This is a genomic window from Ottowia pentelensis (assembly GCF_964341695.1).
Genome location: NZ_OZ224513.1, coordinates 239,584 through 257,148, shown reverse-complemented (window position 1 = coordinate 257,148; position 17,565 = coordinate 239,584). Strand labels below are relative to the sequence as shown.

Sequence of the window (17,565 nt, the reverse complement as noted above, 5' to 3'; positions counted from 1 at the left end):
CGCGCGATACTGCCCGCCATGGACGTGCTGCACATCACCGACCTCGAGGCCGCCATCAACCACTGGCGCCAGCGCGCACCCGCCGGCCCCAGCGCCGCGCTGGCGCCCGAGCTGGCGGCGCTGGCCGAGGTGTACGCGCGCATGGTGATCGAGCACCGCGACGAGCTGGACGCCGCGCACCTGCCCGCCGCCGCGCGCCGCGCCTGGCTGGCCTGGTACGCCGGCACGCCCGACGCGCCCTGCATCGCCGTCTGCTCCACCGCCCAGGGCGACGCGGTGTGCAAGGGCTGCGGGCGCACCGAGGCCGAGGTGCGCGACTGGCCGGCGCTCGGCCCCTGGGCCAAGCGCGCCGTGTGGCGGCGCATCACGCGCGAGGGCACGGCGCTGCGCTTTACCCGCTATGCGGAGCGCGCGCGCTGACCCGCCGCCCGGGGGTCGTGCAGTCTTTTCCAATTCAGGTATGAGCCTGAACGAGCCGGATTGAAGGTTGGGTTCAGGCCAAGCGTCTGGATCGTTTTTCAATTGTCGCAAACAGCGCCATGCGCGCTGCATTGAGCTGTTCAGCGGCCTGCAAGTCAGTCACTTGCACGGCCTGCTGTTGCAGCAGCTGGACAGTGATGCCGCGGCGCAACTGCTTGTCAATGTCCGGCAAGCTCGCGAGCTTCTCCAACGGCGTTTGCACCAGCTCGGGTGGGTAGGTCTTGCGAATTTTGCCCTTGGCATCCATCACCTGCTTGGCAAACAGGCAAGGGCGGTGCAGGTTGACGTAGGTGTTCAGATGCTCTTGGCAGAACGTGTTGATCAGGCCGGCAAAGCGCTGCGGAATATGGCTGTAGCCGAACGTCTTGCGCACCACGGCGGCGTTCTTGCTCTCGGCCAACGCGTTGTCATTGCTCTTGCGCGGGCGCGACTTGGTCTGCTCGGCCTGCAGCTTGCCCAGCAAGGCGGCCACCTGTCGATTGACGAACTCGCCGCCGTTGTCCGAATGAAAGCCGCGGATCGGAAACGGAAACTGAGCCATGAGCTGCTCCAACACCGGCAGCAAGAACGCCTCGCTGATGCGCTCGCAGCAAGCCACCACCTCCCACTGAGTGAGGATATCGACGGCATTGACGTAGTACACCCCCTTGATGCGATCGAGATCGCCCTGATGGACGCTGTCGATGCGAATGAAGCCCACTCGCCCGCCGGGGTCGGGCGCGCGTCGCTGGCCAATGGCATTGAGCACGGGCCGGGTTTTGGTCAAGGACACCCGGGCGGCTTTGTATGGGCCGCTCTTGCGCAGGTTGTACAGGTGCGAGGGCGACAGTTGCGCCAGGCGTTCAAAGCGCGCATCACCGTGCACATGCCAGGCGCGGCGCAGCAGGTGCACCGTCGCCGGCCCCGACAAGCAGCCATGGGCGCGATCAACGCTCACCAGCAGCGCCACATCGGCGGGGCTGTAGCGCCGGGCAAAGGCATGCGCTGGCACGCGGTAGCGCTTGGCCAGAGGCTGGCCTTCCAGCACGCGCGCCAGCAGCCGCGTCAGTTGCGCGCGCGAGTAGCCGCTGGTGCGCGCCAGATAGCGCAGCACGATGCCCTTGTCGGGCCTGGACAGACGCGTATAGCCCAAGCGGCGCACCACGCTGGCAATGTGCGCATAGCGCTCTTGATCATCGGCGAAGGCGCTGAAGCTGACCTCCAGCGTGCCTTCGAGAAACGCCTGCAATTGGGCAATGCTGCCCAGCCGGGATTCGTCCATGTCGATCACCATCTGAAAAATGATCGACCCAGATCGCCCATTCAGGCTCATATCTCGTTGGAATCTCGGCAACTCGTTCAGGCTCATACCTCGTTGGACAAGACTCGTGCTTGCCAAAAGCCGCGATCGATGTTCCAATATTGGGTTGTTGAAGGGGAGTAGCTCCCCGCCGCGCGGTTTTGCAGCGCGGCATCGCCGGTTCGTCAATACGAAGCATGCAGGCCACGAGGCTTGCCCAGTCTTCCGGGCCGGTGGGTGGTGCGTCCAGACTAGGGCGCGCCGCCGAGCAAGACCTTCGACCCAACCCCGTTCGGGGTGCGTTGGTCGAAGTCACCGGTCTTGCCACAGGCGTTCCTGTCTTTCTTGCCGCAAGCCCGCTCGATCAACGCGCGTCCGCGCGATCGACACGTCTTGCAAACAAGGAACCTGCTCTCATGGAATTCATGTCCGCCCCCTGGTGGTCCGCCCTGCTGGCCATCATCCTGATCGACCTGGTGCTGGCCGGCGACAACGCCATCGTCATCGCGCTGGCCGCGCGCAACCTGCCCAAGTCGCTGCAGACCAAGGCCATCGTGTGGGGCACGGTGGGCGCCATCGGCGTGCGCACGCTGATGACGCTGATCGTGGTGTGGCTGCTGAAGATTCCGGGCCTGATGCTGGTCGGCGGCCTGGGCCTGCTGTGGATCGCCTACCGGCTGGTGGCCGACACCGACACCGGCAGCGAGGAGCACGGCCCGGCCGCCAGCACCTTCTGGGGCGCGATGAAGACCATCGTCATCGCCGACGCGCTGATGGGCATCGACAACGTGCTGGGCGTGGCCGGCGCGGCGCACGGCGCGATGGACCTGGTGGTGATCGGCCTGCTGATCAGCGTGCCGATCGTGGTGTTCGGCTCGACCCTGGTGCTCAAGCTGGTCGAGCGCTTTCCGATCATCATCCAGCTGGGCGCCGCCGTGCTGGCCTACACCGCCGCCTCGATGGTCACCAGCGAGCCGCTGCTGGCCGGCTGGTTCGGCACCCGCGAGGCGCCCGAGCAGGCGCTGCGCTGGGCGGTGGCGGCGCTGGCCATCGTGGGCGTGCTGGGCGCCGCGCGCTGGGCCACGCGCCGCCCGCGCGGCACCGACGCGGCTTGAGGCCGCCGCCCCGACTGCGCTAAGCTGCGCGCATGATCCTGATCCTGAAATGGCTGCTGTCGGCGGGCGCGCTGCTGCTGATCGCCTACCTGTACGGCGGCGTGCAGGTGGCCAGCTTCGGCTCGGCGCTGTGGGCGGCGCTGGTGATCGGCCTGCTCAACGCCGTGCTGCGGCCGGTGCTGGTGGTGCTGACCATTCCGGTCACGGTGATCACGCTGGGGCTGTTCCTGTTCGTCATCAACGCGCTGATGTTCTGGGCCGCCTCGGGCCTGCTGTCGGGCTTTCACGTCAACGGCTTCGGCGCGGCGCTGCTGGGCTCGCTGATGTATTCGGCGCTGGGCGTGCTGATCAACCAGGCGTTGGGCTGATCAACGGTTCTTCTGCTCCTCCAGGCGTTGCTGCTGCAGCAGCGCCTGGGCCTCGCGCATGCGGGCATCGACGATGCTGGCCTCGATCAGCGCCGCGCTGTCGCCGGGGTGCTGGCGCGAATAGTCCTGCGCGGCGCGCCAGCGGTTGACCGCGCCGGCGTAGTCCAGTTGCGCCAGCGCCACCTCGCCCTCGGCGCGCAGTGAGCGCAGCATCTGCCCCTGCGCCGCATCGGCCTGCGCCAACGCCTGCCAGGCGCCGCTGTCATGGGCGTGATCGGCAACCCAGGTGCGCAGTTGCGACGCCGCCTCGCCCGCCTGGCCGGTGCGCAGCAGGGCCTGCGTGCGCAGCATGAGCACGGCACGGCCCGCCTGGCTGGTCGATGAGCCCCCACGCTCCGCGGCTGCGCCTGCTGCGCTGCCCCCCGAGGGGGCGCTCGCCGCCTTGGGGCGGCCCGGCGGCGGCTCGGGCTGGCCCCCACGCTCCGCGGCTGCGCCCGCTGCGCTGCCCCCCGCCGGGGCGCTCACGGCCTGATCGCGTCGTGCCAGCACGCTGGCGGTGGTCGGGACGTTGGCCAAAATCGCCAGTGCCCGGGGCGCCTGGTCGGCGCGCAATGCCAGTTCGGCCTGCAGCAGATGCACCTGGCGCAGCGCGCGCGGGTGCTCGGCCATCAGCGGGGCCAGCCGCTCGGCCAGCGCCTGCGCGGGGGGCAGCTCGCGCAGCTCGGCGCGTGCCAGGGCGGCGGCGTAGAGCGCGCCGGCGCGCTGTGCCAGCGGCTGGCGGGCGAAGTCGGGCTGCGCGGGCTCGCCGGCCCAGGCGCGCAGCACGTCGACGCCGGGGCGCGAGAGCACGCGCGCCCGCGCGGCCACCAGCACCGTCTCCCAGTCCGTGCCTTCGGGCGGCAGGTGCAGGGCCTGCACGCGCTGCTGCATGTCGGCGATGCGCTGGGTGGTGAGCGGGTGGCTGCGCAGGTAGGGCCAGTCGCCGTTGTCGTCCACGCGCGCGGCGGTCTGCAGCTTCTGGAACATGCTGACGAAGCCCTGCGGCGCAAAGCCGGCCTGGCTCATCACGGCGTAGCCCACGCGGTCGGCCTCGCGCTCCATGTCGCGCGAGAAATTGAGCTGCTGCTGGGCAATGGCGGCCTGTCCGCCCACGGCCAGCGCGGCGCCGGCCTGCGGGTTCTTGCTGGCAGCGATGGCGCCCGCCACCATGGCGGCGATCAGCAACGGCGTCTGGCGGCTTTGCTGGCCCAGCAGGCGCGCGATGTGGCGCTGGGTGACGTGGCTCATCTCGTGGCCCAGCACCGAGGCCAGTTCGTCGCGCGTGCGCACCACGCCCACCAGCCCCAGGTTCAGGCCGAAGTAGCCGCCGGGCAGCGCAAAGGCATTGATGCTGCGGTCGCGCCCCAGAAAGACCTGCCAGGCAAAGCGCTCGTCCAGTTCCGGCGGCAGCTCGCCGCGCGTGCGCGCGCCCGCCAGCAGCGCGCGCCAGACGCCGTCGACGTATTCGCCGATCACCGGGTCGTCGATGTAGTCCGGGTCACGGTACAGCTCGCGCGCGATGGCGTCGCCCAGCTTGCGCTCGGCCAAAGGCGTCATCTCGCCGGCCTCGCCCAGCGAAGGCAGGGCGCCGCCGGCCGCGCCGCCCTGGGCCGCGGCCGGCAGCGCGCCCAGCAGCAGCGCCGCCGTCGACACGACGGCCAGCGCGGCGCGCCGGGCCAGGCGCGCGGCGCGCGGGGGGGATGAATGAAACGGCAGGCTCATCGGACGGCAGGGCGGCGGCGCTGCCCCTATGATGCCCCATCCGCCCGCGTGTTCCCGGGCCTTTGTGACCGCTTGCCATGCCCAAATCCGCCGCCTCGCCGCTCACCCATTTCGACGCCCAGGGCCAGGCCCACATGGTCGACGTCGGCGCCAAGCCCGCCACGCACCGGGTGGCGGTGGCCGGCGGGCGCATCGAGATGCAGGCGGCCACGCTGGCGCTGATCGAAGCGGGCACGGCCCAGAAGGGCGACGTGCTGGGCGTGGCGCGCATCGCCGGCATCATGGCGGCCAAGAAGACCAGCGAGCTGATTCCGCTGTGTCACCCGCTGGCCCTGTCACGGGTGACTATCGATTTCATAGCTGCTCGCGCAGATGCAACGGGCGCCAACGGTATTTTTTGCACTGCAACGGCGGAAACGACCGGGCCGACCGGGGTGGAAATGGAAGCGCTAACGGCGGTGCAGATCGCCCTGCTGACCATCTACGACATGTGCAAGGCGGCGGATCGCGCCATGACCATCACCGGCGTGCGCCTGCTGGAAAAGCGCGGCGGCAAGTCGGGGCACTACCGGGCCGACGGCCAGCCCTAGCATTCAGCGCGCGGGCGGGCTGGCGCCGCTGGCCGCCGGCTGCAGGTGCTGCAGACCCTGCAGCAGGCGGGCGTTGTCTTGCGTCCAGCGGCGGTAGTCGGCCGGAAAGGCGGCCCGAAAGCGCGCCATCTGCGCCAGCGCAATGTCGTCGCGGCCCAGCAGGCTGGCGGCTTCGATCACGCGCGTGATGACGCGCGGCTCGGGCGAATAGTGTAGGCTTTGGCGGGCGGCGGCCAGCATCCAGGCGGCGTCGGCGCGCGTGACGGGCCGGGTGGTCACCTCGGCAAAGCGCACGGCGCCGGCAAACAGCCAGGACTGGCGCGCCGCCGCCATCGGATCGTCGCGCCACCAGGCGGTGCGCTGCGCGGGCGGCAGATAGACCTGGCTGATGCGCCAATAGTCCCAGCCCGCATAGAGGGTGGCAGCCAGCAGCAGCGCTGCCACGCCCAGGCGCAGGCCGGGCGCGAATGCAGGCCTGGCCTGTGCGGGCGCCGCCGCCCGCGTGCGCCACAACAGCCAGACGCTGATCAGCGCGGCGATCTGAAACGGTCCGTACCACAACGGGTATTCGACCGCACTGTGCAGCCCGATCACCATCAGCACGCCCCAGGCCAATTGCCGCGCCGGATCGGGCTCGCGCCAGGGCGCGCCGCGCCACAGCAGCCAGGCCAGCGCGGCACACGCCACCAGGGCCAGCGGCACGCCCAAGGTCACGGCCAGGTGCAGCGGCAGGTTGTGCGCGTTGTCCAGGATGTAGCAAAAGCGCAGTTCCGGAAACAAGGTGACGTAGTGCGCCCAGGCCAGCTCGCCCCAGCCCCAACCCGTCCACGGCTTGAGGGCGATGAGGTGCAGCACGTTGTGCCACAGCGCGACGCGGCTGCCGCACAGGCTGTCGCCCTCGCGCAGGCGCTCGACCATGTCCCGTCCGCTCGGCACCGCACCCCACTGCGCCAGCAGGGGCAAGAGCAGCGCTGCCACGACGTACAGCAGCACGGCCAGCCCGACGCGCCATGATGCGCGCCGCGCCCCCCGCTCCCACCATGCGATCATGGCGGCGGCGGCCAGCAGCTCGACCAGGCCGATGCGCGATACCGTGGCCGCCAGGGCCACGAGCAGCAGCGTGCCCAGCCACGCCGCCCACCGCCCACCCACCCACCCACGCTGCTCCAGCGCGCGCAGGGCCAGCAGGCTGATCACGAGCAGCGTGGCCAGCTGGTTGGGCTGGCGCAGGTTGCCGAACGCACGCGCGTTTGCGCTGCTGTTGACCCACGGATACAGCGGCCCTTCCAGGCTGAAGTACTGCAGCAGCGCGATGACGGCGCTGATCAACGCCGCCGTGAGCCAGCCGGCCGCCACGGTGTCGACGACACGCTGCGGATCCCGCCCCGACGGCCACAGCGCCAGCAGCAGCGCGGCGCAGGCCAGCGACACCAGGTACGGCTGCACGCCCGCTGTCGGGCCGGAAGTGAAGGGCCACAGCCAAGGCAGGGCCACCAGCACGACCAGGCCCAGGCGCCGCGGGGAAACAGACATGGCGCGATTGTGCCCATCGCGGGCGCGGCGCCGGGTCGATTAAACGTCCAGATACTCGAGACGCACGGCCCCCATGGCGATCTGGTCACGGTTTTGCAGGGCGATGGGGCCGCCTTCGACCGACACGCCGTTGACGCTGGGGACGTGTGCCCCCTCCACATGGGCCAGCTCGAAGCCGTGCGCACTGCGGCGAATGGCCGCGACCGAGAACCCGGCCCGGCCGATGGTGGTGACTGGCTTGGTCAGCGGCAGCTCGCGCCCGCGGGCGGCGCCCGTCAGCACGCGCACCCTTGCACCCCGGCCCGCCGGCGGCTCGGGCAAGGCCGCCAAGTCGCTCTCCAGGCCCTCGATCTCGGAGGACGGCGCATCGTCGACGGCTGCACCCGCGTGAACCAGGTAGCGCACGGCACAGCGGCCGATTTCCATCACGTCGCCGTCGGCCAGGGTGTGCTTGCGCACCGCGCGGCCGTTGACGAAGGTGCCGTTGGTGCTGCCCAGATCTTCCAGCACGGCGTCGGGACCCGCCATCTGGATGACGGCGTGCTCGCCGCTGACGGCGAGGTTGTCGATCACGACGTCGTTGTACGGCCGCCGGCCGATGGTGGACCGGTCCTTGGTCAGCAGCGCTTCCTTGATGACGACACCGTCGATCGAGACGATCAACTTGGGCATGGACACACTCCCTGTGGCACGGCGAGGCCGGCGACCCACGCGGCTCCCGGCTTCATTTCATTTTTCGGATCACAGGAAGATACCGTCAATCGGCTTGCTTTGTAGCTACTTCTTCCACCATTTTCCGGCGTTTCCTGACTTTTTTATCATTTGCCCCACGTGCACCAGGATCACCGAGACGTTGTCGCGTCCGCCCGCCGCCTTGGCCGCGTCGATCAGTTGCTGCGCCTGCACGGGCAGCGGGACGGGGTCGGCCAGGATGGCGGCGATCGCGCGGTCGGGCACCATTTCGGTCAGGCCGTCCGAGCACAGCAGCAGGATGTCGCCCACGCGCAACGGATGCTGGCGGGTTTCCAGCAACACGGTGTCTTCCACCCCCAGCGCCCGCGTCACCCAGCTGCGATAGCCCGAGACGGCCGCCTGCTGGGGCGTGATGAGGCCGGCGTCGAGCTGCTCCTGCAGCAGCGAGTGATCGCGCGTCAGCTGCGCCAGCGCCCCGTCGCGCCAGAGGTAGGCGCGCGAATCGCCGGCGTGGCCGACCAGCACCTGGCCCTCGTGCAGCACCGCCAGCACCACGGTGGTGCCCATGCCGGCGCAGTCGGGATGGGTGTTGGCGGCTTCGAAAATCTGGCGATTGGCCCGGTCGGTGCTGTCCTCCATGGCGCGCAGCACCTCGGGCGCCGAAGCCTCGGCAGCCGCCTGGTCCAGCCACGCGCCCAGCGCATGGCCGATGTGCTCGACCGCCATGGCGCTGGCCACTTCGCCCGCGTTGTAGCCGCCCATGCCGTCGGCCAGCACGGCGATGCCACGGGCTTCGTCCACGCGCACCGCGTCCTCGTTGTTGGCGCGCACGCAGCCAACGTCGGTCAGGGCGCAGTAGGTGAGCTGCATGGGCCCGGACCTCCCGGGATTCAGCCGGCGGGAGCGGCGGCGCGGCGGCGCTGCAGCCACTTGCCGATCACCAGCACCAGCAGCGCGCCCGCCACGCCGAGCGCATAGTGCCAAGTGCGATCCTGCGGCAGCCAGGGCACCAGCGCCGGGTCGGTGTGGGCCATGGTGCCGGCGATCCAGCCCAGCAGCATGCCGCCCAGGGTGATGATGATCGGGAAGCGGTCCATCAACCGCAGGATGATCTGGCTGCCGCCGACGATGATGGGGATGCTGACCAGCAGGCCGAAGATGACCAGCGCGAGTTCGTGCTTCTCGCCTGCGCCCTGCGCGGCGGCGGCGATGGCAACCACGTTGTCGATGCTCATCACCAGGTCGGCGACGATCACCGTCTTGATGGCCGTCCACAGCTTGTCGCTGGACTGGATGTTGCCGTGCTCGTCCTCGTCGTCGGGGGCGATCAGCTTGACGCCGATCCACAGCAGCAGCAGCGCGCCGATGAACTTCAGGTAGGGGATCTGCAGCAGCGCCAGGGCGAAGGCGATCAGGATGATGCGCAGCACGATCGCGCCGACCGTTCCCCACACGATGCCCTTGGTGCGCTGGTTGTCGGGCAGCTTGCGGCAGGCCAGGGCGATCACCACCGCGTTGTCACCCCCGAGCAGGATGTCGATCATGATGATCTGCCCGACGGCGACCCAGAAGTGCGGGGTGAGGAATTCTTCGATCATGTCTCTTTCGTTCTCGTGGCGGCGGCGCCGCCGAAACAAGGCAGCCGGATCACCCGCGTCGAGCGTCCGGCTGCAAGAAATGCTGGCGTGCCGCAGCGGCGCCGCTTACAGCAGGGTCTTGAGCAGCTTGCCCATCTCCGACGGGTTGCGCGTGACGTGGAAGCCACATTCTTCCATGATCGCCAGCTTGGCGTCCGCGGTGTTGGCGCCGCCCGAGATCAGCGCACCGGCGTGGCCCATGCGCTTGCCCGGAGGCGCGGTGACGCCGGCGATGAAGCCGACCACGGGTTTTTTCATGTGGGTCTTGCACCACTGGGCGGCATCGGCCTCGTCCGGGCCACCGATTTCGCCGATCATGATCACGGCGTCGGTGTCGGGATCGTCGTTGAAGGCCTTCATCACGTCGATGTGCTTGAGGCCGTTGATCGGGTCGCCGCCGATGCCCACGGCGCTCGACTGGCCGATGCCCAGTTCGGTCAGTTGTGCCACGGCCTCATAGGTCAGCGTGCCGGAACGGGACACCACGCCGACACGGCCCTTTTTGTGGATGTGGCCGGGCATGATGCCGATCTTGATCTCGTCGGGCGTGATGAGACCCGGGCAGTTGGGGCCCAGCAGCAGGGTCTTCTTGCCGCCCTTGGCTTCCTTGGCCTTCATCTGGTTGCGTACCATCAGCATGTCCTTGACCGGGATGCCCTCGGTGATGCAGATCGCCAGGTCCAGCTCGGCCTCGACGGCCTCCCAGATCGCGGCGGCGGCGCCCGCCGGCGGCACGTAGATCACGGAAACCGTGGCGCCGGTCTGTTGGGCGGCTTCCTTGACGGAGGCGTAGATCGGCACGTCGAAGATCTTCTCGCCGGCCTTCTTGGGGTTCACGCCGGCCACGAAGCAGTTCTTGCCGTTGGCGTACTCGATGCACTTCTCGGTGTGGAACTGGCCCGTCTTGCCGGTGATGCCCTGGGTGATGACCTTGGTGTCTTTGTTGATGTAAATCGACATGATGTGTCCTACCTAGTCAGTCGGGGACAGCGCTGGAGGCCTGTCCCCAAAGTCATTACTTGACGGCCTCGACGATCTTGGTGGCCGCTTCGGCCATGGTGTCGGCGCTGATGATGGGCAGGCCGGACTCGGCCAGCATCTTCTTGCCCAGTTCTTCGTTGGTGCCCTTCATGCGCACGACCAGCGGCACGGACAGGTTCACGGCCTTGCAGGCGGTGATCACGCCGGTGGCGATGGTGTCGCACTTCATGATGCCGCCGAAGATGTTCACCAGGATGCCCTTGACCTTGGGGTTCTTGAGCATGATCTTGAACGCCTCGGTGACCTTCTCGGGGGTGGCGCCGCCGCCCACGTCCAGGAAGTTGGCGGGCTCGCCGCCGAACAGCTTGATGGTGTCCATGGTGGCCATGGCCAGTCCGGCGCCGTTGACCAGGCAGCCGATGTTGCCGTCCAGGCTGATGTAGGCCAGGTCGAACTTGCTGGCCTGCACCTCGGCCGGGTCTTCCTCGTCCAGGTCACGCAGGGCCACGATCTCGGGGTGGCGGAACAGCGCGTTGGCGTCGAAGTTGAACTTGGCGTCCAGGGCAATGATGTTGCCCTTGCTGTCGCGGTTCAGGGGGTTGATCTCGACCAGGCTGGCGTCGGTCGCCATGTAGCACTGGTACAGCTTGCGGCACACGTCCACAAACTGCGGCACCGAGCCGGCGGGCATGGCCACGCCCGTGGCCAGTTCCTGGCCCTGCGCGTCGGTCAGGCCGACCAGCGGGTCGACGAACACCTTGACGATCTTCTCGGGCGTGTTGTGCGCCACTTCCTCGATGTCCATGCCGCCTTCGCTGGAGGCAATGAAGGCCACCTTCTGCGTCGCGCGGTCGGTGACCACGGACAGGTAGTACTCCTTCTGGATGTCGGCGCCTTCCTCGATGTACAGGCGGCGCACCTTCTGGCCCTCGGGCCCGGTCTGGTGCGTGACCAGCTGCATGCCCAGGATCTGGCCGGCCAGCTCCTTCACCTGCTCGATGGACTTGGCCAGCTTGACGCCGCCGCCCTTGCCGCGCCCGCCGGCGTGGATCTGGGCCTTGACCACCCACACGGGGCCACCCAGTTTTTGCGCCGCCTCGACGGCTTCCTGAACGGTGAACGCGGGGATGCCGCGGGGAACGGGCACGCCAAATTGACGCAGGATCTCCTTGCCCTGGTACTCGTGGATTTTCATGAGGCTCTCTCGGAGTGGGAACGGAAACGCCCGGGCCGCCGGTCCAGCAGGGCTGGCGCCGCCCGCGTGCGTGCAGCAACGTGATGCGCCCGTGAATGTATCATGCTGCGGTGCATCAATCACGGCCGAGCGGGCATTGGGCCCGCCGCGGGGGATGCCTTTTCATTCGCACGAGGACAGCGCGCATGGCTCGGATTTTCATCGACGGCGAGGCCGGCACCACCGGCCTGCAGATCCGCGAGCGGCTGCAGGACATGGCCGGCGTGACCGTGGTCAGCATCGACCCGGCGCGCCGCAAGGACCCCGCGGCCAAGCGCGAGATCATGGCCGCGGTCGACCTGGTCATCCTGTGCCTGCACGACGACGCGGCGCGCGAGTCGGTGGCCATGATCGACGCCCTGCCGGGCAACAAACCCCGCATCATCGACGCCAGCACGGCGCACCGCGTGGCCGAGGGCTGGGTGTTCGGCTTTGCCGAGCTGGCACCTGGCCAACGCGCCGCCATCCAGGCCGCCGAGCGGGTGGCCAACCCCGGCTGCTACGCCACCGGCGCCATCGCGCTGCTGCGCCCGCTGGTGGACGCCGGCGTGCTGCCGCCCGACTACCCCGTGACCCTGCCCTCGGTGAGCGGCTACACCGGCGGCGGGCGCACCATGATCGAGGCCTACGAGGCCGGCCAGGCCCCCGCCTACGAGCTGTACGCCCTGGGCCTCAAGCACAAGCACCTACCCGAGATCGTGAAATATGGGCACCTCACGCGTCGGCCGATCTTCATCCCGGCCGTGGGCAACTTCGACCAGGGCATGCTGGTCGAGCTGCCGCTGCACCTGGACCTGCTGCCCGGTCGCCCCGGCGCCGGGCGGCTGCACGACATCTATGCCGCCCACTACGCCGGCAGCGAGTGGGTGCGCGTGGAGCCGGCGCACGAGTCCGGCAAGCTGGACGCGGTGGCGCTGAAAGACAGCGATCGCCTGGAAATCCGCGTCTTCGGCAATCAGGATGCCGGTCACGCCGTGGCCGTGGCGTGCCTGGACAACCTGGGCAAGGGCGCCAGCGGCGCCGCGGTGCAAAACCTGCAGCTGATGCTGAACCTGGACTGAAGCCCGGGCTTATTCCATTTCCATATCAATAGATCAATAATATCCATGTCACCGATCCCGCAAGGAGAACGACATGGCAAGAACAGCCCGAGGTGCCGACAGTCTGGAGTCGGCCCGTCAAATGCTGGCCGGCGCACAGACCGCTGAGCAGCTTCGCCAAGCACAGGCGGTGGTGTTGCCGCTGGACTATGGCTTGAGCCTGGAGCAAACCGCGCAGGTCATCGGCCGCTCCCCGGCGTGGACCTGCCGCTTGCGCAATCGCTTCCTGGCCGGCGAGGTTGCAGGTGACGGCCAGCGCCCCGCGCGCGGCGGCAGGCGCCACCAGAACATGACGACTGAGCAGGAGCGCCAGGTGCTGGCGCCCTTTCTTGATCGCGCTCGCACGGGCGGCATCCTGGTGGTCGGTCAAGTCAAGTGTGAAATCGAAGCTGCCCTGGGCCGTCCCATGGCGCTGTCCTCGGTCTACAACCTGCTGCACCGCCACGGCTGGCGCAAGCTGGCCCCCGACAAACGCCATCCGCAAAGCGATCCTTTGGCTCAAGAGGAGTGGAAAAAAAACTCCCCGAGCGCCTTGCCGAAATCTGCTCGCACTGGCCGCAGCAAGGCCCCATCAAGCTGATGTTCCAGGACGAGGCGCGCTTTGGACGCATCAACGACGTGCGCCGCTGCTGGGCGCCCAAGCCGGTGCGGCCGCTGTGCCAAGCCATGTTGACCCACGAGTACACCTACGCGTACGCCGCCGTCGATGTGGCAAGCGGCCAGTTGGACTCGCTCATCTTGCCTCACGTCAACACCGAGTGCATGCAGTTGTTTCTCGACGAGGTGAGCGAGCGTCACCCGCACGAGCGCATCGTCATGGTGCTTGACGGTGCCGGCTGGCATGCCAGTGGTGAGCTGCACCCGCCCGCCAACATGCGCCTACTGAGCCTGCCCCCCTATGCGCCGGAGCTCAACCCGGTGGAGCACGTGTGGGACGAGCTGCGCGAGAAGCGATTCCACAACCGCGTCTTCGACAGCCTGGAGGCGCTCGAAGATCACCTTGAGCTCGCCCTGCGAGACTTCGAGAGCAACTGCGAACGGATCCGATCCATCGTCGCCTGGCCGTGGATTATTGATGCGCTATTGAATTAGAAATGGAATTAGGGCACGCCGTTTTCCAGCGGCTGCAGCAGCAGGGCGGCGGCATGGGCGAACTCGCCCGCCGCAGTGCGGCCCGCGCGCGCCAGGATGGCCTCCAGCAGCGGGTTGAGCAGGGGCAGCAGTTCGGGCACCTGAGCCGCGCGCTCGACGCGCCAGCGATAGGGCGCGCCGGTGTCGCCCAGATGGCGCTCGATCGAGCGCAGCATGAAGTCCCCCAGTGCCTCGTGCACGCTCGGTTCGCCGCGCGGGCTGGCCATCGGCGCAGCAAAGGAGGACAGGTCTTGCGGCACGCTGGCCAGCAGTTCGGACGCCGCTCCGGATCGCGTGGCCCGGCCGCCCGCCGTCGGGCGGGTCGTCGTCGCCGAGTCGGGAAAAATATAGCCCGCGGCCAGCAGCCAGCGCAGGCCACCCGTGGTGATGGCGTTGCGGCCCACGGAATTCAGCAGGTCGGCGCGGGTGCGCCGGCCATCGACCATGCGCAGCAGCGCGTGCAGCTCGCGCAGCAGCAGCGGTTGCTCGGCCGCGCATTCGCGCCGACCCTTGGGGCTCAAGCTGAAGACGGTGTCCATTGTTGTTCTCTCCCTGGCGGCCGCTTCGTACCGGGCCGTTCCGTCCGGCGACGCTCGAGCCGCACCGGACAAGCGCCGATTGGAAAGCAGGCCGAGGGGCGCCGTCAATGGGCTGCCGGTCGCCGCGGCGCAGGCCGTCACGCTGCGCGCGACAAATGTCACGCCGGATGCGTCCGGACATCGGCGCGGGCGGGATCAGCCCGGCTCGTCCTCGGCCGGCGGGTGGTTCAGCAGCTGCCGCACCACTTCGCCGCCGAAGCCGCGCGCAGCCAGAAAGCGCATCTGGCGCGCCCGCTCGGCCGCATCGCGCGGCGGCTGGCCGAATTTCTTGCGCCAGACCTCCTGCGCGCGCGCCAGCTCGGTGTCGCGCAGCGCGCCGGCTGCCGTGCGGATCAGCTCTTCGGGCACGCCCTTGGCGCGCAGCTCCTGCAGCACGCGCGCGTTGCCCACGCGGGCCGCACGGCGATGCACCAGCGACTCGGCCACGCGTGCCTCGTCGATGAAACCCTTGGCGGCCAGCTCGTCCAGCACGCGCTCCACGGCGCCGGGCGCGTCCTCGTCGGTGACGAAGCGCGCCAGCTTGGCCGCCAGCTCGGCGCGCGAATGCTCGCGGGCGGCCAGATAACGCAAGGCTCGCGCCTTGAGGGACGGGCCGGGGCGCGCGGCCGGACCGCCCACCGCCTCAATCCTGCTCGTCGCCCGCGGCCGCCGGTGCCGCTGCCGGCCGCAGGGCAATGCCCAGTGAGTCGCGCACCTTGTTTTCGATCTCCCTGGCCAGATCGGCGTTCTCGCGCAGAAACTCGCGCGCGTTGTCGCGGCCCTGGCCGATTTTCTCGCCGTTGTAGGCGTACCAGGCGCCGCTCTTGTCCAGCACCTTGGCGTTCACGCCCATGTCGATGATCTCGCCCTCGCGCGAGATGCCCTCGCCGAACAGGATGTCGAACTCGGCCGTCTTGAAGGGCGGGCTGACCTTGTTCTTGACCACCTTGACCTTGGTCTCGTTGCCGATCGCCACGTCGCCCTTCTTGATGGTGCCGATGCGGCGGATGTCCAGGCGCACGCTGGCGTAGAACTTGAGCGCGTTGCCGCCGGTGGTGGTCTCGGGGCTGCCGAACATGACGCCGATCTTCATGCGGATCTGGTTGATGAAGATCACCGTGCAGTTGGTCTTCTTGATGGTGGCCGTCAGCTTGCGCAGCGCCTGGCTCATCAGGCGCGCCTGCAGGCCGGGCAGGCTGTCGCCCATCTCGCCCTCGATCTCGGCCTTGGGCGTGAGCGCCGCGACCGAGTCGACCACCACCAGGTCGACCGCGCCCGAGCGCACCAGGCTGTCCACGATCTCCAGCGCCTGCTCGCCGGTGTCGGGCTGGCTGATCAGCATGTCGGACAGGTTGACGCCCAATTTCTGCGCGTAGCCCGTGTCCAGCGCGTGCTCGGCGTCGATGAAGGCGCAGGTGCCGCCCAGCTTCTGCATCTCGGCGATGACCTGCAGCGTGAGCGTGGTCTTGCCCGAGCTTTCCGGACCGTAGATCTCGATCACCCGGCCGCGCGGCAGGCCGCCCACGCCCAGGGCGATGTCCAGGCCCAGCGAGCCGGTGGAGACGACCTGGATGTCCTCGATCGCCTCGCCCTCGCCCAGGCGCATGATGGTGCCCTTGCCGAACTGCTTTTCGATCTGGGCCAGCGCGGCCTGCAGGGCCTTGGCTTTCTCGGTCTTGTCGGCAACCGCCATGTCCATGATTTTCTCCTTGTGATTCAGTGGCTTGGTGCATTCAGCCCCGCCGATGAACGGGACGATCTGGATGCATGAACAGGACTGTACAGGAATACATTTAATTCGGTAAACCGATTTTTAAGTCAGTTTGACTTACCATTGCCAAATGATCTTCGAAGCCGCCGACGACCGCTGGCGCCAGACCCACCTGGGGCGCCTGCTGGGGCACGCCATGCGGCGCTTCGACGAGCGCGTGCTGACCTTGATGGCGGCCAGCGAGCGCGCTCCGCTGGCGCTGTCCAACCTGGCGGCGCGCGACAAGGTGGGCGCGGCCATCGTGCACGTCACGCGCCATCTGCCGCTGGGCGGCGCGCGCCTGACCGAGCTGGCGCTCTGGGCCGGGATGAGCAAGCAGTCCATGGGCGACCTGGTCGACCAGTGCGAGGCCTGGGGCTTGGTCACGCGCGAGCGCGACGCGCACGATGCGCGCGCGCGGCGCATCGCCTTCACCACCGCCGGGCTGGACTGGCTGGCCGCCTTCCAGGCCGCCGTGACGCAGGCCGAGGCGGAATTTCGCGCCGCCGTGGGCGCCGAGGTGGCCACGGTGGTGGCGCTGGGGCTGGATGCCTACGCCAGCGGCCCCTGAAGGGCGGGGCGCGCCACTAGAATTTCCCTTCGAACGCCCGCCGTGGCGCAACCGCCGGAGACACCCATGCGCATCCTCATTGCCGAAGACGACCAGGTGTTGGCCGATGGCCTGCTGCGCAGCCTGCGCGCCGCCGGCGCGGCGGTCGACCACGTGGCCAGCGGCGCCGAGGCCGACACCGCCCTGCTGGCCAACACCGAGTTCGACCTGCTGATCCTGGACCTGGGCCTGCCCAGGCTGCACGGCCTGGAGGTGCTGCGCCGCCTGCGCGCGCGCGGGCAGTCGCTGCCGGTGCTCATCCTGACGGCCGCCGACGGCGTGGAGGAGCGCGTCAAGGGGCTGGACCTGGGCGCCGACGACTACATGGCCAAGCCCTTTGCGCTGTCCGAGCTGGAGGCGCGCGTGCGCGCGCTCACGCGCCGCGGCATGGGCGCGGCCAGCAGCGTGATCCGCCACGGCCCGCTGGAGTACGACCAGACCGGCCGCGTGGCCCACATCGACGGCCAGCTGATCGACTTGTCGGCGCGCGAGCTGGGCCTGCTGGAGGTGCTGCTGCAGCGCTCGGGCCGGCTGGTCAGCAAGGAGCAGCTGGTCGAGCGCCTGTGCGAGTGGGGCGAGGAAGTCAGCCACAACGCCATCGAGGTCTACATCCACCGCCTGCGCAAGAAGATCGAGCAGGGGCCGATCCGCATCGCCACGGTGCGCGGGCTGGGCTACTGTCTGGAAAAAATTCAAGGCTGATTGGCCTGCAGCCCGCGTACCAT

General features: G+C 68.8%; 20 protein-coding genes. 9 read left to right on the top strand and 11 right to left on the bottom strand.

Annotated elements, in window-relative coordinates; all coding sequences use genetic code 11:
* Nucleotides 1-18 precede the first annotated feature (18 nt).
* Entirely contained in the window at nt 19-420 is a 402-nt protein-coding gene (locus tag ACWHMB_RS01245) for a DUF3717 domain-containing protein (protein ID WP_377481048.1), read from the top strand.
* A gap of 73 nt (nt 421-493) precedes the next feature.
* On the opposite strand, the gene ACWHMB_RS01240 is transcribed toward ACWHMB_RS01245, so the two are convergent.
* A complete protein-coding gene (locus ACWHMB_RS01240) occupies nt 494-1,792 on the bottom strand; it encodes an integrase (RefSeq protein ID WP_377542571.1) in 1,299 nt (432 codons plus the stop codon).
* A 383-nt stretch (nt 1,793-2,175) separates the two neighbouring features.
* On the opposite strand from ACWHMB_RS01240, the gene ACWHMB_RS01235 reads away from it, so the two are divergent.
* The gene (locus ACWHMB_RS01235; protein WP_377484156.1) at nt 2,176-2,874 is read left to right on the top strand and encodes a TerC family protein; all 699 of its coding nucleotides are present in this window, start codon (nt 2,176-2,178) and stop codon (nt 2,872-2,874) included.
* A gap of 32 nt (nt 2,875-2,906) precedes the next feature.
* Nucleotides 2,907-3,242: a phage holin family protein gene (locus ACWHMB_RS01230; RefSeq protein WP_377484158.1), complete on the top strand. Its 336-nt coding sequence runs from the start codon at nt 2,907-2,909 to the stop codon at nt 3,240-3,242.
* Here ACWHMB_RS01230 and ACWHMB_RS01225 read toward each other — a convergent pair whose 3' ends face one another.
* Complete coding sequence (locus tag ACWHMB_RS01225; RefSeq protein ID WP_377484159.1) at nt 3,243-5,003, bottom strand: M48 family metalloprotease; 1,761 nt, start codon at nt 5,001-5,003, stop codon at nt 3,243-3,245. It abuts the gene before it with no gap.
* Between the two features lie 77 nt (nt 5,004-5,080).
* Between ACWHMB_RS01225 and moaC the strand changes: the two genes are divergently transcribed.
* Nucleotides 5,081-5,593 (top strand): cyclic pyranopterin monophosphate synthase MoaC, encoded by a 513-nt coding sequence (moaC, locus tag ACWHMB_RS01220; protein WP_377484161.1) that lies wholly within the window; start codon nt 5,081-5,083, stop codon nt 5,591-5,593.
* Between the two features lie 3 nt (nt 5,594-5,596).
* On the opposite strand, the gene ACWHMB_RS01215 is transcribed toward moaC, so the two are convergent.
* The 6 genes from ACWHMB_RS01215 to sucC form a co-directional block, all read right to left on the bottom strand.
* Nucleotides 5,597-7,126 carry a PglL family O-oligosaccharyltransferase gene (locus tag ACWHMB_RS01215; protein WP_377484163.1) on the bottom strand — a complete coding sequence of 510 codons (1,530 nt, stop codon included), beginning with the start codon at nt 7,124-7,126 and terminating at the stop codon, nt 5,597-5,599.
* Nucleotides 7,127-7,165: 39 nt separating this feature from the next.
* Nucleotides 7,166-7,798, bottom strand: coding sequence for an FHA domain-containing protein (locus tag ACWHMB_RS01210; protein ID WP_293221193.1), 633 nt, complete (start codon nt 7,796-7,798; stop codon nt 7,166-7,168).
* Between the two features lie 105 nt (nt 7,799-7,903).
* Nucleotides 7,904-8,689: a Stp1/IreP family PP2C-type Ser/Thr phosphatase gene (locus ACWHMB_RS01205; protein WP_377484165.1), complete on the bottom strand. Its 786-nt coding sequence runs from the start codon at nt 8,687-8,689 to the stop codon at nt 7,904-7,906.
* Nucleotides 8,690-8,709: 20 nt separating this feature from the next.
* Nucleotides 8,710-9,414, bottom strand: a complete 705-nt coding sequence (locus tag ACWHMB_RS01200; protein WP_377484175.1) for a TerC family protein — start codon at nt 9,412-9,414, stop codon at nt 8,710-8,712.
* A gap of 108 nt (nt 9,415-9,522) precedes the next feature.
* Nucleotides 9,523-10,416 carry a succinate--CoA ligase subunit alpha gene (sucD, locus tag ACWHMB_RS01195; RefSeq protein WP_447648415.1) on the bottom strand — a complete coding sequence of 298 codons (894 nt, stop codon included), beginning with the start codon at nt 10,414-10,416 and terminating at the stop codon, nt 9,523-9,525.
* Between the two features lie 55 nt (nt 10,417-10,471).
* Nucleotides 10,472-11,632: an ADP-forming succinate--CoA ligase subunit beta gene (sucC, locus tag ACWHMB_RS01190; protein ID WP_377484170.1), complete on the bottom strand. Its 1,161-nt coding sequence runs from the start codon at nt 11,630-11,632 to the stop codon at nt 10,472-10,474.
* A gap of 185 nt (nt 11,633-11,817) precedes the next feature.
* Here sucC and argC point away from each other — a divergent pair, with 185 nt between their 5' ends.
* From argC to ACWHMB_RS01175, 3 genes are all read left to right on the top strand, one after another.
* The gene (gene argC / locus ACWHMB_RS01185; protein WP_377484173.1) at nt 11,818-12,732 is read left to right on the top strand and encodes an N-acetyl-gamma-glutamyl-phosphate reductase; all 915 of its coding nucleotides are present in this window, start codon (nt 11,818-11,820) and stop codon (nt 12,730-12,732) included.
* A gap of 73 nt (nt 12,733-12,805) precedes the next feature.
* The gene (locus ACWHMB_RS01180; protein ID WP_377516474.1) at nt 12,806-13,351 is read left to right on the top strand and encodes a helix-turn-helix domain-containing protein; all 546 of its coding nucleotides are present in this window, start codon (nt 12,806-12,808) and stop codon (nt 13,349-13,351) included.
* The gene (locus ACWHMB_RS01175) at nt 13,279-13,863 is read left to right on the top strand and encodes an IS630 family transposase (RefSeq protein ID WP_377516475.1); all 585 of its coding nucleotides are present in this window, start codon (nt 13,279-13,281) and stop codon (nt 13,861-13,863) included. The genes ACWHMB_RS01180 and ACWHMB_RS01175 overlap by 73 nt, the downstream gene beginning before the upstream one ends.
* An 8-nt stretch (nt 13,864-13,871) precedes the next feature.
* On the opposite strand, the gene ACWHMB_RS01170 is transcribed toward ACWHMB_RS01175, so the two are convergent.
* The 3 genes from ACWHMB_RS01170 to recA all read right to left on the bottom strand — a co-directional run bounded on the left by ACWHMB_RS01170 (nt 13,872) and on the right by recA (nt 16,179).
* On the bottom strand, nt 13,872-14,441 hold the full coding sequence (locus tag ACWHMB_RS01170) for a hypothetical protein (RefSeq protein ID WP_377484751.1): 570 nt from the start codon (nt 14,439-14,441) through the stop codon (nt 13,872-13,874).
* Nucleotides 14,442-14,636: 195 nt separating this feature from the next.
* On the bottom strand, nt 14,637-15,119 hold the full coding sequence (recX, locus tag ACWHMB_RS01165; protein WP_377484753.1) for a recombination regulator RecX: 483 nt from the start codon (nt 15,117-15,119) through the stop codon (nt 14,637-14,639).
* A 4-nt stretch (nt 15,120-15,123) separates the two neighbouring features.
* A complete protein-coding gene (recA, locus tag ACWHMB_RS01160; RefSeq protein ID WP_293221207.1) occupies nt 15,124-16,179 on the bottom strand; it encodes a recombinase RecA in 1,056 nt (351 codons plus the stop codon).
* A gap of 142 nt (nt 16,180-16,321) precedes the next feature.
* Here recA and ACWHMB_RS01155 point away from each other — a divergent pair, with 142 nt between their 5' ends.
* Complete coding sequence (locus tag ACWHMB_RS01155) at nt 16,322-16,801, top strand: MarR family winged helix-turn-helix transcriptional regulator (RefSeq protein WP_293221209.1); 480 nt, start codon at nt 16,322-16,324, stop codon at nt 16,799-16,801.
* 66 nt (nt 16,802-16,867) lie between these two features.
* Complete coding sequence (locus tag ACWHMB_RS01150; protein WP_377484755.1) at nt 16,868-17,542, top strand: response regulator; 675 nt, start codon at nt 16,868-16,870, stop codon at nt 17,540-17,542.
* Nucleotides 17,543-17,565: the final 23 nt, after the last annotated feature.

Bases quoted from the DNA above. Each gene is read 5' to 3' on its own strand.
- ACWHMB_RS01235 (WP_377484156.1), top strand. From the start codon at position 2,176: ATGGAATTCATGTCCGCCCCCTGGTGGTCCGCCCTGCTGGCCATCATC.
- recA (WP_293221207.1), bottom strand. From the start codon at position 16,179: ATGGACATGGCGGTTGCCGACAAGACCGAGAAAGCCAAGGCCCTGCAG.
- ACWHMB_RS01150 (WP_377484755.1), top strand. From the start codon at position 16,868: ATGCGCATCCTCATTGCCGAAGACGACCAGGTGTTGGCCGATGGCCTG.
- ACWHMB_RS01230 (WP_377484158.1), top strand. From the start codon at position 2,907: ATGATCCTGATCCTGAAATGGCTGCTGTCGGCGGGCGCGCTGCTGCTG.
- sucD (WP_447648415.1), bottom strand. From the start codon at position 10,416: ATGTCGATTTACATCAACAAAGACACCAAGGTCATCACCCAGGGCATC.
- ACWHMB_RS01180 (WP_377516474.1), top strand. From the start codon at position 12,806: ATGGCAAGAACAGCCCGAGGTGCCGACAGTCTGGAGTCGGCCCGTCAA.
- ACWHMB_RS01215 (WP_377484163.1), bottom strand. From the start codon at position 7,126: ATGTCTGTTTCCCCGCGGCGCCTGGGCCTGGTCGTGCTGGTGGCCCTG.
- ACWHMB_RS01155 (WP_293221209.1), top strand. From the start codon at position 16,322: ATGATCTTCGAAGCCGCCGACGACCGCTGGCGCCAGACCCACCTGGGG.
- sucC (WP_377484170.1), bottom strand. From the start codon at position 11,632: ATGAAAATCCACGAGTACCAGGGCAAGGAGATCCTGCGTCAATTTGGC.
- ACWHMB_RS01225 (WP_377484159.1), bottom strand. From the start codon at position 5,003: ATGAGCCTGCCGTTTCATTCATCCCCCCCGCGCGCCGCGCGCCTGGCC.
- ACWHMB_RS01170 (WP_377484751.1), bottom strand. From the start codon at position 14,441: ATGGACACCGTCTTCAGCTTGAGCCCCAAGGGTCGGCGCGAATGCGCG.
- ACWHMB_RS01245 (WP_377481048.1), top strand. From the start codon at position 19: ATGGACGTGCTGCACATCACCGACCTCGAGGCCGCCATCAACCACTGG.
- moaC (WP_377484161.1), top strand. From the start codon at position 5,081: ATGCCCAAATCCGCCGCCTCGCCGCTCACCCATTTCGACGCCCAGGGC.
- ACWHMB_RS01205 (WP_377484165.1), bottom strand. From the start codon at position 8,689: ATGCAGCTCACCTACTGCGCCCTGACCGACGTTGGCTGCGTGCGCGCC.
- ACWHMB_RS01210 (WP_293221193.1), bottom strand. From the start codon at position 7,798: ATGCCCAAGTTGATCGTCTCGATCGACGGTGTCGTCATCAAGGAAGCG.
- argC (WP_377484173.1), top strand. From the start codon at position 11,818: ATGGCTCGGATTTTCATCGACGGCGAGGCCGGCACCACCGGCCTGCAG.
- ACWHMB_RS01240 (WP_377542571.1), bottom strand. From the start codon at position 1,792: ATGAGCCTGAATGGGCGATCTGGGTCGATCATTTTTCAGATGGTGATC.